Origin of the sequence: Streptomyces calvus, from assembly GCF_006782915.1 — a bacterium.
Lineage (GTDB): Bacteria > Actinomycetota > Actinomycetes > Streptomycetales > Streptomycetaceae > Streptomyces > Streptomyces calvus.
This window is the reverse complement of record NZ_VCNP01000010.1, coordinates 172,306-186,105: the sequence shown is the minus strand read 5'-3', so window position 1 is coordinate 186,105 and position 13,800 is coordinate 172,306. Positions and strand designations below refer to the sequence as shown.

Sequence of the window (13,800 nt, the reverse complement as noted above, 5' to 3'; positions counted from 1 at the left end):
CGGCGCCTACCGTGCCGTGCCGAAGTCCTGGGTCCAGTAGCCGGCCGGCTGCGCGAGACCGACGCCGATCTCCTTGAACGCGCAGTTGACGATGTTCTCCCGGTGGCCCGGGCTGGCCATCCAGCCGGCCATCACCTGCTCGGGAGTGGAGTAGCCGTAGGCGACGTTCTCGCCGTACGTGCTCCAGTCGTAGCCGGCGCGGGTGATGCGGTCGCCGGGCGAGGAGCCGTCCGAGCCGGTGTGGGACATGCTGCCGCTCGCCGCCATGTCCTCGCTGTGCTTCTGCGCGGCCTCGGTCAGGGTGGCGTTCACCGTCACCGGGGAGCAGCCGGCCTTGGCGCGTTCGGCGTTGACGAGTTCCACGACCCGGGCGGTGGCCGAGGAGGACTGGGTTCCGCCCGTCGCGGCGGGGCTCGAGGCGGGGGCGCTGGGCTTCGGGGCGGCCGTCGTGGGCTTCGGGGCCGCCGCGGTCGGCTCGGGGGCCGTGGTGGCGGGCCGGGAGGTGGACGCCTCGGGGGCCGTCTTCTTCGGCTTGTGCGACGGCTTCTTCGAGGGCTTCTGCGACGGCTTGCGTGACGGCTTCTGCGACGGCTCGGCGCTGCCGGGACTCGGCGTGCCGGCCGTCGAGGGGCTCGTGCCGGCGGCCGGTGTGTCCGTCGGGGCCGCCGTGGGCTCGCCGTGCTGCTGGCTGCTCCACCGGCTGTACCAGTCGGGGCCCCAGCTGTTCTCGGGCGTCCCCGGGCGGGCGGTGCTCCGCTCCTGCCGTTCCCCGCCGCCGGGCCAGTCGGTGCAGGCCATGGCGACGGAGGGTATGCCTATGACGCCCACGGCGACCGCTGCGACGACCGTCCGCCGGTACTGCTGCTGATGACGATGCCTGCCCATGCGTGACCTCACCCCTGCTGTCCGGAGGCTGGTCATTCTTGGGAGGGTCCGGCGCCGGGCGCAAAGGGCTCCTCTACTACCGCGCCTCGTAGGTCCACAGGGGTCTTGCGGCGGGCGGAGCGGCGTGCAGAGCCGCCCTCGACGGGCCCGGTGAGGTGCCTGCCGCGTCGTCAGAAACCTTGGCGCGGCGACGAGGCCCCGGCCCGCGACTCCCCACCGGATCACCACCCGCCCCGACCCGCTCCCTTTTCACGGCAAGACGGACAAGTCCCCCATGTCGTCGGCGCGGCTTCTACTAAGCGACCCGCACAGATCGGCAGTGCGGTGTGAGGGATGTCACGGAACCATCAATTCCGGATCGGTGCCGGAGGTCGACCGCCCAGGTCGGCCGGGTGCGGGCCGTCGGGTCAGCCCTTCCCGGCCGTCAGGGTCGCGACCGCCTCCTTGGCGGCCTTGATGGCGCCCTTGTTGATCTCGTCCGTGCTCGGCGCCTTCTTCGACTCGAAGTCGCTGCCGTTGTACGTCACGATCACCAGCGCGTTGGCGGCGCGCGCCAGCACCACACCCTCACGGGTCTGCTGCCCGTCCTCGGTGGTCAGGTTCACGACGGAGTACGCGGCGTCACCGAGCCCGGGAACCGCGCCCCCGCCGCTCTTGTCCTCCACCCGCCCCGCGTACGACTGCTCCGCCGCCTCGTCCGACGCCAGCACCTCGAAGGACACGTCGAGCCAGCGGTACTCGTAGCCCTTGAGCGCGTTCCAGGAGCAGGTGCGGCGCAACTCCTCGTCCGTGGACGGGATCTCCTTGCCGCCCGTCTTCGCGCCCGGCACAAGGGACTTGACGGTCTTCTCGGCCACGCTCGAACAGGGCGCGGGCGCGGCCGTGTACGTCTTCGCCGCCTGCGTCCGGGAAGGCGCGGACTCGGACTGCGTCTCCGTCCGGCCGGTCGGCTTCTTCTCGGCGGCCTGCGGCTCGGCCAGCGGACCGGACGTCAGGGCCCAGCCCGCGGCGGCCAGTACGACCACGGGGGACAGACGCGCGGTCAGGGCGATCGGCAGAGGAATGGAACGCACGGCGCACTTCTCGTGGGGGACGGTGCGGAGGGAGTCCGCACTGCGGACGGGACGCCAGTGTCACACGCATCGTGGTGGGGCGGAAGGGGCAACTCGCTCCGTGCCCGCGCGGTGACGCAGACGTGCCCGACGGCTCCCGGGCCGTGCGGTCAGGGCACGCGGGCGGTCCACTCCGGTGCGGTGAACTTCGTCCGCGCCAACGTCTGCGCGCGGTCCAGTTCCTCGTCCGTCACCTTGCCGTCGGTGAGTCCGTACCGGGCGCGGAAGGAGTCGGTCATCCGCTCGATGACGGCCTCCCGCGGCAGACCGGTCTGGCGGCGCAGCGGGTCCACCCGCTTCTTCGCGCTCCTCGTGCCCTTGTCGGACAGCTTCTCCCGCCCGATGCGCAACACCTCGACCATCTTGTCGGCGTCGATGTCGTACGCCATGGTCACGTGGTGGAGCACCGCGCCGGAGGTGCCGTCCGGGCCCACGATCCGCTTCTGGGCGGCGCCGGCGATCTTGCCCTGGTCCGTGGCGATGTCGTTCAGCGGCTGGTACCAGGCCCTGATCCCCATCTCGCCGAGCGCGCCGAGCACCCAGTCGTCGAGATAGGCGTAGCTGTCCTGGAACGACAGGCCCTGGACCAGCGCCTGGGGCACGGACAGCGAGTACGTGATGGTGTTGCCGGGTTCCACGAACATCGCGCCGCCGCCGGAGATCCGGCGCACCACCTCGACGCCGTGCCGCTCGGCGCCCTCGGCGTCGACCTCGTTGCGCAGCGACTGGAAACTGCCGATGATCACCGCCGGGGCGGCCCACTCCCACACCCGCAGCGTCGGCGGACGCCGGCCGGCGGCGACCTCGGCCGTGATCACCTCGTCCAGCGCCATGTGCAGCGCGGGCGACTGCGGGCCCTCGTGGATCAGCTGCCAGTCGTAGTCGGTCCAGTCGGTGGCGTGCGCGAGCGCCCGGCGCACGGCGATGCCGACGCCCTCCGAGGTCAGCCCGTACATCACGGTGCCCTCGGGGAGGGCCGCGTCGATCCGTGCGGCGAGCCCGGCGGCGTCGGTGTCGGCGGGGGCGCCGTCCAGGGCGCGGTTCACGGCGTCCAGTGCCTCGTCCGGTTCGAGGAAGAAGTCGCCCGCCACGCGCGTCCGGCGCAGCACGCCGTCCTCCACGTCGACGTCCACCACGACCAGCTTGCCGCCGGGGACCTTGTACTCACCGTGCACCGTGTCCGCCTCTCCCTCTGCGCCCGGTGCCAACACCGGCGGGGGCGGGGTTTGTTCCCGGCGCCCGGACCGGGTGGCGTCCCGGAGCGGTCAGACGGTGCCGGCGGCCGTCTCCCGCGCGGCCGGCACCGCGGCGCCCGGCTGCGGGTGCACATAGTGCCAGCGGTGACCGTCCGGCCCGTCGGCGGCGGCCGGGAACGCGGCGGCGCACGCGTCGTCCGCCTTCCAGCAGCGGGTGCGGAACGGGCAGCCGGAGGGCGGGTTGGTCGCCGACGGGACGGGGCCGTGCAGCACGATCCGCTCGGGCCGCTCCAGCAGACCGGGCGTGGCCGACAGCAGCGCCTCGGTGTACGGGTGCCGGGAGTCGCCGGTCCCCCGCGCGGCCCCGCCCTCCTCGGCCACCCGGCCCAGGTACCGCACGGCGATGCGGTCGGACAGGTGGCGCACGGTCTGCACGTCGTGCGAGATGAACACCCTCGCCAGGCCCAGCCGGGCGCGCAGATCCACCAGCAGGTTGAGGATCTGGGCGCGCACCGACACGTCCAGGGCGCCGGTGGGCTCGTCGGCGACGATCAGCTCCGGCTCCAGGGCCGGCGCACGGGCGATGGCCACGCGCCGGCGCTGCCCGCCGGAGAGCTGACCGGGCAGCGCCCGCAGGGTGTGGCCGGGCAGGCCGACCAGGTCGAGCAGTTCCTCGACGCGCCGCTCCCGCTCGTCCCGGGTGCCGCGGTCGTGCACGTCCAGCGGGTCGCGCAGGATGGGCGCACCGGAAACCGCGGGTTCAGCCCGCCCCCACCGCGGGCGGGCGGCCCGGTCCCGTCCCGTTCCACCACCGCACCATTCAGGAGGAGCCCCCGCCATGTCCTCGTCCCAGCCCCTGCGCGGTGTCGTACCGCCCGTCTGCACGCCCCTCGACGCGTCGGGCGAGGTCGACACCGCCTCACTCGTCCGGCACGTCGAGCACCTCGTGGGCGGTGGAGTGCACGGACTGTTCGCCCTCGGCTCCAGCAGCGAGGTCGCCTTCCTCACCGACCGGCAGCGGGCCCTGGTCCTGGAGACGGTCGTCGAGGCCGTCGCGGGCCGCGTCCCCGTGCTCGCCGGTGTCATCGACATGACCACACCCCGCGTCCTCGTGCACGCCGAGGCCGCGCGGGCGGCGGGCGCCGACGCCCTGGTGGCCACCGCCCCGTTCTACGCCCGCACCCACCCCGTGGAGATCGCCCGCCACTTCCGCACCCTGCGCGCCCGCGTCGACCTGCCGCTGTACGCCTACGACCTGCCGGTCTCCGTGCACAGCAAGCTCTCCGCCGCTCTGGTCCGCGAACTCGCCGCGGACGGCACGCTCGCGGGCCTGAAGGACAGCAGCGGCGACGAGGGCTCCCTGCGTCGGCTCGTCGTGGCGCTCGGCGGACGGCACGGCCGCGCGGACGGCCCGGCGCCCTCCTTCAGCATCCTCACCGGTTCCGAACTCACCGTGGACACGGCCCTGTTGGTGGGCGCCGACGGTGTGGTGCCCGGCCTCGGCAACGTCGACCCCGCCGGATACGTGCGCCTCTACGAGGCCGTGCGCGGCGGCGACCTCGACCGCGCCGTCGAGGAACAGGAGCGGCTGGTCGAGCTGTTCGGGATGGTCGACGCCGGACCGGAGGACGAGATGGGCCGCAACTCCTCCGCCATCGGCGCGTTCAAGCACGCGCTGCGGCTGCTCGGAGTGTTCGCCACCGGGACCACCGCCGCGCCGCAGATCCAGCTCGGCGACGCCTCGGTCGCCCTCGTCGAGGCGCGGCTGCGCGGCGCCGGACTGCTCCCGGTCCGATGACGGCGGCGCACGCGCGGCCACCGGTGATCGTTCTCGACCTGGGCGGCACGAAGATCGCCGCCGTCCTGGTCGGCGGCGACGGCACCGTCCTGGTCGGCGGCGGCGGCACCGTCCTGGCCCGGCACGCGCGCCCCACCTCGGCGAGGGAAGGGGGGGCGAGGCCGTACTGGACGCGCCGGCCGAGGCCGCCCGGGCGGTCCGGGCACCGGACGCCACGGCGATCGGCGTGGCCGCCGCCGGCGTGATCGACCCCGTCACCGGAACCGTCACCAGCGCCACCGACACGCTCCACGGCTGGGCCGGCACCGCCTGGCCACCGGCCTGGCCGACCGCACCGGCCTCCCGGTGGCCTGCGACAACGACGTACGCGCCACGGCGACGACGGAACTGCCCCAGGAACCGGCCGGGCGCCGGCGCCACGCTGGTGTACGCCGCCGTCGGCACCCGGCGTGGGATGCGCCGTCGCCGTCGGCGGACGCGTGCTGCACGGCGCGGCCGGCGTCGCCGGACACCTCGGGGACCTGCCCGGCCCGGAGGCGGACGGGCTGCCCTGCACCTGCGGCGCCACCGGGCACCTGGAGGCGATCGCGGCGGACCCGCCATCACCGCCCACTGCACGCGGAGGGCGGATCGCGACGCCGGACCAGGCCGCCGAGGCGCCGGCGGCGGGGGCGCACAGTGTCGTCGTGGGCACGGCCATCACCGCGCCGACCGCACTCACCAGGGCTTTCGTGGCGGCCCTGCCCGCTTGAGGGCCGGACTGCCGCGCCGGGCGGTCCGGCCGGGGTGCGTGTGGTGGTGTCGGCTCGGCGGAGGGGCCGGCGCGGGCGGGTGGCTCAGGCCCAGAGGGCGTCGGCGAGACCGGCGCCGGTGAGCGCGGCGCCGAGGCCGGCGACGACGCCGACGACCACGTTGGCGGCGGCGAGGAACCGCGCGCCGGTCTCGGCCAGCCGCACCGTCTCGTAGGAGAAGGTCGAGTAGGTGGTCAGGGCGCCGCAGAACCCGGTGCCGAGCAGCAGCCGCACCGAGTCGGAGGCGGCGCCGTGGGCCACCGCGCCGGTGAGCAGGCCGAGGACCAGGCAGCCGGTCACGTTCACGGCGAGCGTGCCCCACGGGAACCCGGTGTCGTGCCGGGCCTGGACGGCGCGGTCGGTCAGATAGCGCAGCGGCGCGCCCACCATGCCGCCGGCGACGACGAGCAGCCAGTTCACGCCGCGCCCTCCTCGGCCTTTGCCGGGCCGCCGAGGCCCTCGACGCGGACGCGCACCCGGGCCGGCGTCCGCCGCATCCGGGAGGCGAGCCGACGGGTGACCGCCGCACCGCCCCACGCCGCCAGGAGCGCGGCCGGCACGGTCACCGCCAGGTAGACCAGGCCGGTGCGGGCGTGGCCGTCCGCCAGCAGGCTCGTGACGTCCACCGCGTAGGTGGAGAACGTGGTGAAGCCGCCCAGGACGCCGGTGCCGAAGAACGGCCGCAGCAGCCGGTGCACGGTCCACACCTCGGTGACGGCCACCATGAAGGCGCCGATGACCGCGCAGCCGAGCACGTTCACCGCCAGCGTGGTCCAGGGGAAGGCGCCGACGGCGGGCCACAGGAGGGAGGCGGCGTGGCGGGCCGCGGCCCCGAGGGCGCCTCCCACGGCCACCGCGGCGACGACGGGCGCCTGACCGGACGCCGCGCCGGGGGCCCGCGTGCGGCGTCGGGCGGACGGCTGCGGGGAGGCGGACGGCTGCGGGGTGGGCGACTGCGGGGCGGTGCCGGGGTGCGCGGACGGAGCGGCGGCGGGCGCGGCGATCCGGTCGGGTGGTGCGGTCATGACGTACGTCTCCTACTTGTGTCCTCGCCCGGGTGCACGGGCGGGTTCCTTCACCAGTAGGGACTGTCGGCGGCACAGGTGCTGCGGTTCGGGTGCGGCGAGCCCCACCGCCGCGCGGCCGCCCGTTCGGACAGCCGTTCCCCCAGGGTAACCGGGCTGCCGGACACTGCTCCGGCGGGCCCGGGGTGGGGCCGGGGTCTGCGGCCGGGTCCCGTAGCGTCTGCCGGTGTCGAAGTCCGTCAGAGTGCGGCCGCGCCGCCAAAGGAGTGGGCCATGAGCAAGCCGTCGACCGTCGGGGTGCCGGACGAACTGCGCCGGCGGCTCGGGGTGACCGACGCCGTCGTGATCGGTCTGGGCTCGATGATCGGCGCGGGTGTCTTCGCCGCGCTCGCCCCGGCCGCCCGCGCGGCCGGCTCCGGCCTGCTGATCGGGCTGGCCCTGGCCGCCGTCGTCGCGTACTGCAACGCCACCTCCTCGGCCCGCCTCGCAGCACGCTACCCGGCCTCGGGCGGCACCTACGTGTACGGCCGCGAGCGGCTCGGCGCGTTCTGGGGCTACCTCGCCGGGTGGGGTTTCGTCGTCGGCAAGACCGCATCCTGCGCGGCGATGGCGCTGACCGTCGGCTCGTACGTGTGGCCCGGCCAGGCACACGCGGTGGCGGTGGCCGCCGTGGTGGCGCTGACCGCCCTCAACTACACGGGTGTGCAGAAGTCCGCGCTGGTGACGCGGGCGATCGTCGCCGTGGTCCTGGCGGTGCTCGCCGCCGTCGTGGTCGCCGTGCTCAGCTCCGGTTCGACCGAGGCGGAGCACCTGGCCGTCGGCGGCGACACCGGCTTCGGCGGTGTGCTGCAGGCGGCCGGCCTGCTGTTCTTCGCGTTCGCCGGCTACGCGCGGATCGCGACGCTCGGCGAGGAGGTCCGCGACCCCGGGCGCACCATCCCGCGGGCCGTGCCGCTGGCGCTGGGCATCACCCTGGTCGTCTACGCGCTGGTCGCGGTGTCCGTGCTGCTGGCCCTCGGTCCCGCCCGGCTGGCCGACGCCACGGCGCCGCTGTCGGACGCGGTGCGCGCCGCAGGCGCCGGCGGGCTGGAGCCGGTCGTGCGGGTGGGTGCGGCGGTGGCCGCGCTCGGTTCGCTGCTGGCGCTGATCCTCGGGGTGTCGCGGACGACGCTGGCGATGGCCCGGGACCGGCATTTGCCGCACGCCCTGGCCGCCGTCCACCCGAGGTTCCAGGTCCCGCACCGCGCGGAGCTGGCCGTCGGCCTGGTCGTCGCCGTGGCCGCGGCCACGGCGGACCTGCGGGCGGCGATCGGGTTCTCGTCCTTCGGCGTGCTGGCGTACTACGCGATCGCCAACGCCTCCGCCCTCACCCTCACTCCGGAGGAGGGCCGTCCGCCGCGGATCGTGCCGGTCGTCGGTCTGGCGGGCTGCGCCGTGCTGGCGTTCGCGCTGCCCGTCGCGTCGGTGGTCTCCGGCGCGGCGGTGCTGGCGGCGGGCGCCGCCGTGTACGTCGTCCGCCGCCGGGCCGCAGCGCGCGGCTGAGCCAGGGCGCAGGCCGCGTCTCCTCGGCGCCCCGCTGACCGCCGGGTCCGCACCCACCGCACCCACCGCACCGGCGCACGACGGGTCGGCCGCGACGGGCCGGCCGCGACGGGCCGGGGCACGACGGGTCGGCCGCGACGGGACGGGTGCCGCCTCCGGCACGCGCATCGGCGTCCGCCCCGGCGTCCGACCCGGCGTCGGCCGGACGCCCACGAGACGGCGGGCGAGACGGCCCACGCGACGGTCGACGAGGTGGCGTGCGTGACGGGTCCACGAGGTGGCGTGCGTGACGGTCGACGAGACGGTCGACGAGGTGGCGTGCGAGACGGTCCACGAGACGGCGTGCGAGGCGGCCTGGGAGCCGGCGTGCGAGGCGGGCCCGGACCTGGCCGGACTGGCTCGGACGCGACGTCCGGCGAGGTTCCGGCCCCGGTTAGCCTGAGCGCATGCGCGTCACCCGGGATCTGCCGACGCTCGCCGCGGGCGAGGTCGACGTGCCCTTCGTGATCCAGGGATACGAGGAGGTCGTCGACGCCGACACGGCGTGGAACGAGCACTCGCACCCCTGGCACGAACTCCTCTGGAACCAGCACGGCACCTCCACCGCCGTGGTCGGCTCCCGGGTCTGGTGCATCACACCGACCCTGGGCCTGTGGATGCCGGCCGGGCAGCTGCACTCCGCCTCCGCGGTCGCGGGCACCTCCTACCGCGCCCACTTCTTCCGGCACGGCACGCAGTCGGCACTGCCCGACGAACCGGTCGCCGTGGAGATCACCCCGCTGCTGCGGCTGCTTCTGGAGCGGCTGGAGGAGGACGGACTCCCGCCGAGCTCCCGGGCGGTGACCGAGACGATGGTGCTCGACGTCCTGCGTCCCTCGCCCCGCGCGCTGCTGGTGCAGCTGCCCACTTCTCCGCTGCTGCGGCCCATCGTGGACGCGGTGCGCGCCGACCCCGCCGACCAGCGCACACTGACCGGCTGGGCCGCCGCCCTCGGGCGCAGCGAACGCACGCTGACCCGGGCGTTCCGGGCCGAGACCGGCACCAGCTTCGCCCGCTGGGTCGCCTCGGTCCGGGCCCAGCACGCCGTGCAGCTGCTCTCCCTCGGCTTCGAGGTCGACGTGGTGGCCGAGGCGGTCGGCTACCGCTCGGCGAGCGCCTTCGGCGCGGCCTTCCGCCGCACCACCGGCATGACACCCGGCCGGTTCCGGGCACGGTGAACGCCGCGCGGGTCGGCGGACCACCCGCCACCCGGGCGGAGTGTGCCGGTCCGTATGTCCCGATCGCTACATGGGCTGTCGAAAAGGCTCGATTGATCAGTACGCCTCCGCTCCTTACTCTGAGCAGGCAAGCCTTACCTAACTTGCTCAGCGAGTCGGGTGCCCTCCTGCTGCACGACCCACGGTCCGCGATCCGGACGTGCGCGCCCCGGCACCCCGGACCAGAAGTGGAAGACGGGTCGATGAGAACCCCACGCCTCCGTGCGCTCGCCCTCGCGGCGGCCCTCCTGTTCGGACTCACCGCCTGCGGTGGCGGGTCCGGTGACGACCAGGACACCAGCAGCGCCGCCGGCGCCGACGGCACCGGACAGTTCCCGGTGACGATCAAGCACGCGCTCGGCACCACCGTCATCCCCGAGAAGCCCCGCCGCGTCGCCACGGTGAACTGGGCCAACGACGAAGTGCCGCTCGCCCTCGGCGTCGTCCCCGTCGGCATGGCGAAGGCCAACTTCGGCGACGACGACGGCGACGGCGTCCTGCCCTGGGTCGAGAAGCGGCTCGAGGAACTGAACGCCAAGACCCCGGTGCTGTTCGACGAGACCGACGGCATCGACTTCGAAGCCGTCGCCGACACCCGGCCGGACGTCATCCTCGCCTCCTACTCGGGACTGACCGAGCAGGACTACGAGACCCTCAGCCGGATCGCCCCCGTCGTCGCCTACCCGGAGGCCGCCTGGGCGACCCCGTGGCGCGACATCATCCGCCTCAACAGCAAGGCCATCGGCCTGGCCGACGAAGGCGACGAACTGATCGCCGACCTCGAGGGGCGGATCGCCAAGACCGCCGCCAAGTACCCCCAGCTCAAGGGGAAGACGGCGATGTTCATGACGCACGTGTCGTCCAAGAACGTCAGCCAGGTCGGCTTCTACACCACCCACGACACCCGCACCCACTTCTTCACCGACCTCGGCCTGAAGATCCCCGCCAGCGTCTCCGGACCGTCCGCGTCGACGAAGAAGTTCGTCCTCACCAAGAGCGCCGAGCACATCGACGACTTCAACGACGTCGACATCATCACCGGCTACGGCGACGACACGGGCGAACTCCTCAAGGCCCTCAAGAGCGACCCGCTCACCTCCAAGCTGGCCGCCGTGAAGCGGGACTCCCTCTACCTGCTGCCCGGCAGCACCCCACTGGCCACCGCCGCCAACCCGACCCCGCTGTCCATCCCGTACGTCCTGGAGGACTACGTGAAGGCACTCGCCGAGGCCGCGGACAAGGTCGCGTGACCGTCACCGAGATCCCGCACGCGCCGGACACCGTCCCGCTACGGCGTCCGGCGCGCGTGCGCGTCACCTGGCTCCTCGTCGTCGCCGCGGTCCTGCTCACCGCCATGACGGCCTCGCTCGCCCTCGGCTCCCGCGACGTCGCCTGGGCCGACGTGTGGTCGGCGCTCGGCGGGGCGCAGGACACCCTGGAGGAGGCCGCGGTCGCCAACCGCATCCCGCGCACCCTCCTCGCCGTCGTCGTGGGCGCCGCCCTCGGCCTCGCCGGCGCGGTCATGCAGGGCGTCACCCGCAACCCGCTGGCCGACCCCGGCATCCTCGGCGTCAACATGGGCGCCTCGCTCGCCGTCGTCACCGGCATCGCGTACTTCGGCCTCGCCTCCGTGTCCGGGTACATCTGGGCGGCGATGACCGGTGCCGCCCTGACCGCCGGATTCGTGTACGCCGTCGGCTCGCTGGGCCGCGGCGGCGCCACCCCGCTGAAACTGGCCCTCGCCGGCGCCGCCATCTCCGCCGCGCTCGCCTCGCTGGTCAGCGCCGTCGTCCTGCCGCGCAACGACATCTCCGACACCTTCCGGCTGTGGCAGGTCGGCGGAGTGGGCGGCGCCACCTACGCGCAGCTCGGCAGCGTCGTACCGTTCCTCGCCGTCGGCTTCGTCATCTGCCTGGCCTCGGCCCGCGCCCTCAACTCCCTCGCCCTCGGCGACGACCTCGCCGCCGGCCTCGGCGAGCGGGTGGCCCTCGTCCGGGCCGGCGCCGCGCTCGGCGCGGTCGTGCTGTGCGGTGCCTCCACCGCCGTCGCGGGGCCGATCGCCTTCGTCGGCCTCGTCGTACCGCACGCCTGCCGGCTGCTGGCGGGCGTGGACCACCGGTGGCTGCTGCCGTTCTCCGCGCTCAGTGGCGCCGTCCTGCTGACGGTCGCGGACGTGGTGGGACGGGTCGTGGCACGGCCGGCCGAGATCGAGGTGGGCATCGTGACGGCATTCGTCGGCGCCCCCTTCTTCATCCACATCGTCCGCCGCCAGAAGGTCAGATCCCTGTGAGCGCCCCCGTCGTCACCGCCCCGCCCGCACTGCGCGCCGTCAGCCGCGCCCGGGTCCGGCACGCCCGCCGGCGGCTGCTGATCGTCCTGTCCCTGCTGGTGCTCGTCGTCGCCGCCTTCGCCACCACGCTCATGGCCGGACACACCTTCTACCCGGCCTCCGACGTGCTGCGCGTGATCACGGGCGAGCAGGTGCCGGGCGCGTCCTTCACCGTCGGCACGCTGCGGCTGCCACGAGCGGTGCTCGCCCTGACCGCCGGGTTCAGCTTCGGCATGGCCGGCGTCACCTTCCAGACGATGCTCCGCAATCCGCTCGCCAGCCCCGACATCATCGGCATCAGCGCGGGCGCGAGCGCGGCGGCGGCCGTCGCCATCGTCGTCTTCTCGCTGAGCGAGACCGAGGTGTCCGTCCTCGCGATCACCGCCGCGCTCGCGGTGGCACTGCTGGTGTACGTCCTCGCGTTCCGCGACGGGGTCGCCGGCACCCGGCTCATCCTGATCGGCATCGGCATCTCCGCCCTGCTCGACAGCGTCACCTCCTACGTGCTGTCGCGGGCCGGCGACTGGGACCTCCAGGCGGCGATGCGCTGGCTCACCGGCAGCCTCAACGGCACCACCTGGACGGAGACCGTGCCCGCCGTCCTCGCCGTGCTGCTGCTCGGCCCGGTACTGCTGTTCCAGGGCCGCAACCTGAGCGCGCTGAGCCTCGGCGACGACACGGCGTCCGCGCTCGGCGTCCGCGTCGAACGCACCCGCGTCACGGTCATCGTCGCCGCCGTCGGACTCATCGCGTTCGCCACCGCGGCGGCCGGACCGATCGCGTTCGTCGCGTTCCTCTCCGGCCCGATCGCCGCCCGCCTCACCGGAACCGGCGGCTCCCTGCTGATCCCCGCCGGCCTGGTCGGCTCGCTGCTCGTCCTCGTCGCCGACTTCACCGGCCAGTACGCCTTCGACACCCGCTACCCCGTGGGCGTCGTCACCGGCGTCCTCGGCGCGCCCTACCTCGTCCACCTGATCGTCCGCACCAACCGGGCCGGAGGCTCACTGTGACCGCGTCCCACACCCTCGCCACCGACGACCTTACGCTCGGCTACGGCGACCGCACCGTCATCGAGGGCCTGGACCTGACCCTCGCGGCCGGTCGGATCACGGTGATCGTCGGCGCCAACGCCTGCGGCAAGTCCACGCTGCTGCGCTCGATGTCCCGGCTGCTCGTGCCGCGCGCGGGCCGGGTCGTCCTGGACGGCAAGGAGGTCCACCGCACGCCGGCCAAGGAACTCGCCCGTACGCTCGGCCTGTTGCCGCAGTCGCCGGTCACCCCCGACGGCATCACGGTCCTCGACCTCGTCGGCCGCGGCCGCCACCCCCACCAGCGGGCCTTCTCCCGCTGGACGGCGCAGGACGACGCCGCGGTCGCCGCCGCGCTGGAGGCCACCCGGACGACGGAACTGGTGGAGCGGTCGGTCGACGAACTCTCCGGCGGCCAGCGCCAGCGCGTGTGGATCGCGATGGCCCTGGCCCAGCAGAGCGACCTGCTGCTGCTCGACGAGCCCACCACCTTCCTCGACATCAGCCACCAGATCGAGGTCCTGGACCTGCTCACCGACCTCAACCGGTCGCGCGGCACCACCATCGTCATGGTCCTGCACGACCTCAACCTGGCCGCGCGCTACGCGGACCGGCTCGTCGCGCTGGCCGCCGGACGCCTGCACGCCGCCGGCACGCCCGAAGAGGTGATGACCGAGGAGACGGTACGGACCGTGTACGGCATGGACAGCCGCGTCATCGAGGACCCGGTCTCCGGCAAGCCCCTCGTGCTGCCGATCGGCCGCCACCACGCCACCGCGGGCACCGGCGCCGAGCCGGTGGCGTCGTCCGCGCCCGGACAGGCCGGGAGCCGCTGACA

The 13,800-nt window shown here is 74.3% G+C and carries 13 protein-coding genes and 1 pseudogene; 8 read left to right on the top strand and 6 right to left on the bottom strand.

What is annotated here, in order from left to right; genetic code table 11:
* Nucleotides 1–6: 6 nt before the first annotated feature.
* The 4 genes and pseudogenes from FGW31_RS05090 to FGW31_RS05075 all read right to left on the bottom strand — a co-directional run.
* Nucleotides 7–885, bottom strand: coding sequence for a CAP domain-containing protein (locus tag FGW31_RS05090; RefSeq protein WP_142192125.1), 879 nt, complete (start codon nucleotides 883–885; stop codon nucleotides 7–9).
* Nucleotides 886–1,292: 407 nt separating this feature from the next.
* Entirely contained in the window at nucleotides 1,293–1,958 is a 666-nt protein-coding gene (locus FGW31_RS05085; RefSeq protein ID WP_142192124.1) for a hypothetical protein, read from the bottom strand.
* Between the two features lie 149 nt (nucleotides 1,959–2,107).
* Nucleotides 2,108–3,172, bottom strand: coding sequence for a lipoate--protein ligase family protein (locus tag FGW31_RS05080; RefSeq protein WP_142192123.1), 1,065 nt, complete (start codon nucleotides 3,170–3,172; stop codon nucleotides 2,108–2,110).
* A 90-nt stretch (nucleotides 3,173–3,262) separates the two neighbouring features.
* Nucleotides 3,263–3,957: pseudogene (locus tag FGW31_RS05075) on the bottom strand (oligopeptide/dipeptide ABC transporter ATP-binding protein); the annotation flags it as partial.
* A 74-nt stretch (nucleotides 3,958–4,031) separates the two neighbouring features.
* Here FGW31_RS05075 and FGW31_RS05070 point away from each other — a divergent pair.
* Together FGW31_RS05070 and FGW31_RS36185 are read left to right on the top strand one after the other, a co-directional pair.
* Entirely contained in the window at nucleotides 4,032–4,991 is a 960-nt protein-coding gene (locus FGW31_RS05070) for a dihydrodipicolinate synthase family protein (protein WP_142192122.1), read from the top strand.
* Between the two features lie 449 nt (nucleotides 4,992–5,440).
* Nucleotides 5,441–5,743, top strand: a complete 303-nt coding sequence (locus FGW31_RS36185) for an ROK family protein (protein WP_373303384.1) — start codon at nucleotides 5,441–5,443, stop codon at nucleotides 5,741–5,743.
* An 84-nt stretch (nucleotides 5,744–5,827) separates the two neighbouring features.
* Here FGW31_RS36185 and crcB read toward each other — a convergent pair whose 3' ends face one another.
* Both crcB and FGW31_RS05055 read right to left on the bottom strand, forming a co-directional pair.
* Nucleotides 5,828–6,202: a fluoride efflux transporter CrcB gene (gene crcB / locus FGW31_RS05060; protein WP_142192121.1), complete on the bottom strand. Its 375-nt coding sequence runs from the start codon at nucleotides 6,200–6,202 to the stop codon at nucleotides 5,828–5,830.
* Nucleotides 6,199–6,807, bottom strand: a complete 609-nt coding sequence (locus tag FGW31_RS05055) for a fluoride efflux transporter FluC (protein ID WP_142192120.1) — start codon at nucleotides 6,805–6,807, stop codon at nucleotides 6,199–6,201. Before FGW31_RS05055 ends, crcB begins: the two co-directional genes overlap by 4 nt.
* Nucleotides 6,808–7,080: 273 nt before the next feature.
* Between FGW31_RS05055 and FGW31_RS05050 the strand changes: the two genes are divergently transcribed.
* From FGW31_RS05050 to FGW31_RS05025, 6 genes are all read left to right on the top strand, one after another.
* Nucleotides 7,081–8,349: an APC family permease gene (locus FGW31_RS05050; RefSeq protein WP_142192119.1), complete on the top strand. Its 1,269-nt coding sequence runs from the start codon at nucleotides 7,081–7,083 to the stop codon at nucleotides 8,347–8,349.
* 446 nt (nucleotides 8,350–8,795) lie between these two features.
* A complete protein-coding gene (locus FGW31_RS05045; protein ID WP_142192118.1) occupies nucleotides 8,796–9,566 on the top strand; it encodes a helix-turn-helix transcriptional regulator in 771 nt (256 codons plus the stop codon).
* A gap of 242 nt (nucleotides 9,567–9,808) precedes the next feature.
* Nucleotides 9,809–10,855 (top strand): iron-siderophore ABC transporter substrate-binding protein, encoded by a 1,047-nt coding sequence (locus FGW31_RS05040; RefSeq protein ID WP_142192117.1) that lies wholly within the window; start codon nucleotides 9,809–9,811, stop codon nucleotides 10,853–10,855.
* Nucleotides 10,852–11,895, top strand: coding sequence for a FecCD family ABC transporter permease (locus tag FGW31_RS05035; protein WP_373303385.1), 1,044 nt, complete (start codon nucleotides 10,852–10,854; stop codon nucleotides 11,893–11,895). Before FGW31_RS05040 ends, FGW31_RS05035 begins: the two co-directional genes overlap by 4 nt.
* Nucleotides 11,892–12,944 (top strand): FecCD family ABC transporter permease, encoded by a 1,053-nt coding sequence (locus FGW31_RS05030; RefSeq protein WP_142192116.1) that lies wholly within the window; start codon nucleotides 11,892–11,894, stop codon nucleotides 12,942–12,944. The genes FGW31_RS05035 and FGW31_RS05030 overlap by 4 nt, the downstream gene beginning before the upstream one ends.
* The gene (locus tag FGW31_RS05025) at nucleotides 12,941–13,798 is read left to right on the top strand and encodes an ABC transporter ATP-binding protein (protein ID WP_142192115.1); all 858 of its coding nucleotides are present in this window, start codon (nucleotides 12,941–12,943) and stop codon (nucleotides 13,796–13,798) included. The genes FGW31_RS05030 and FGW31_RS05025 overlap by 4 nt, the downstream gene beginning before the upstream one ends.
* The last annotated feature ends 2 nt before the right edge of the window (nucleotides 13,799–13,800 follow it).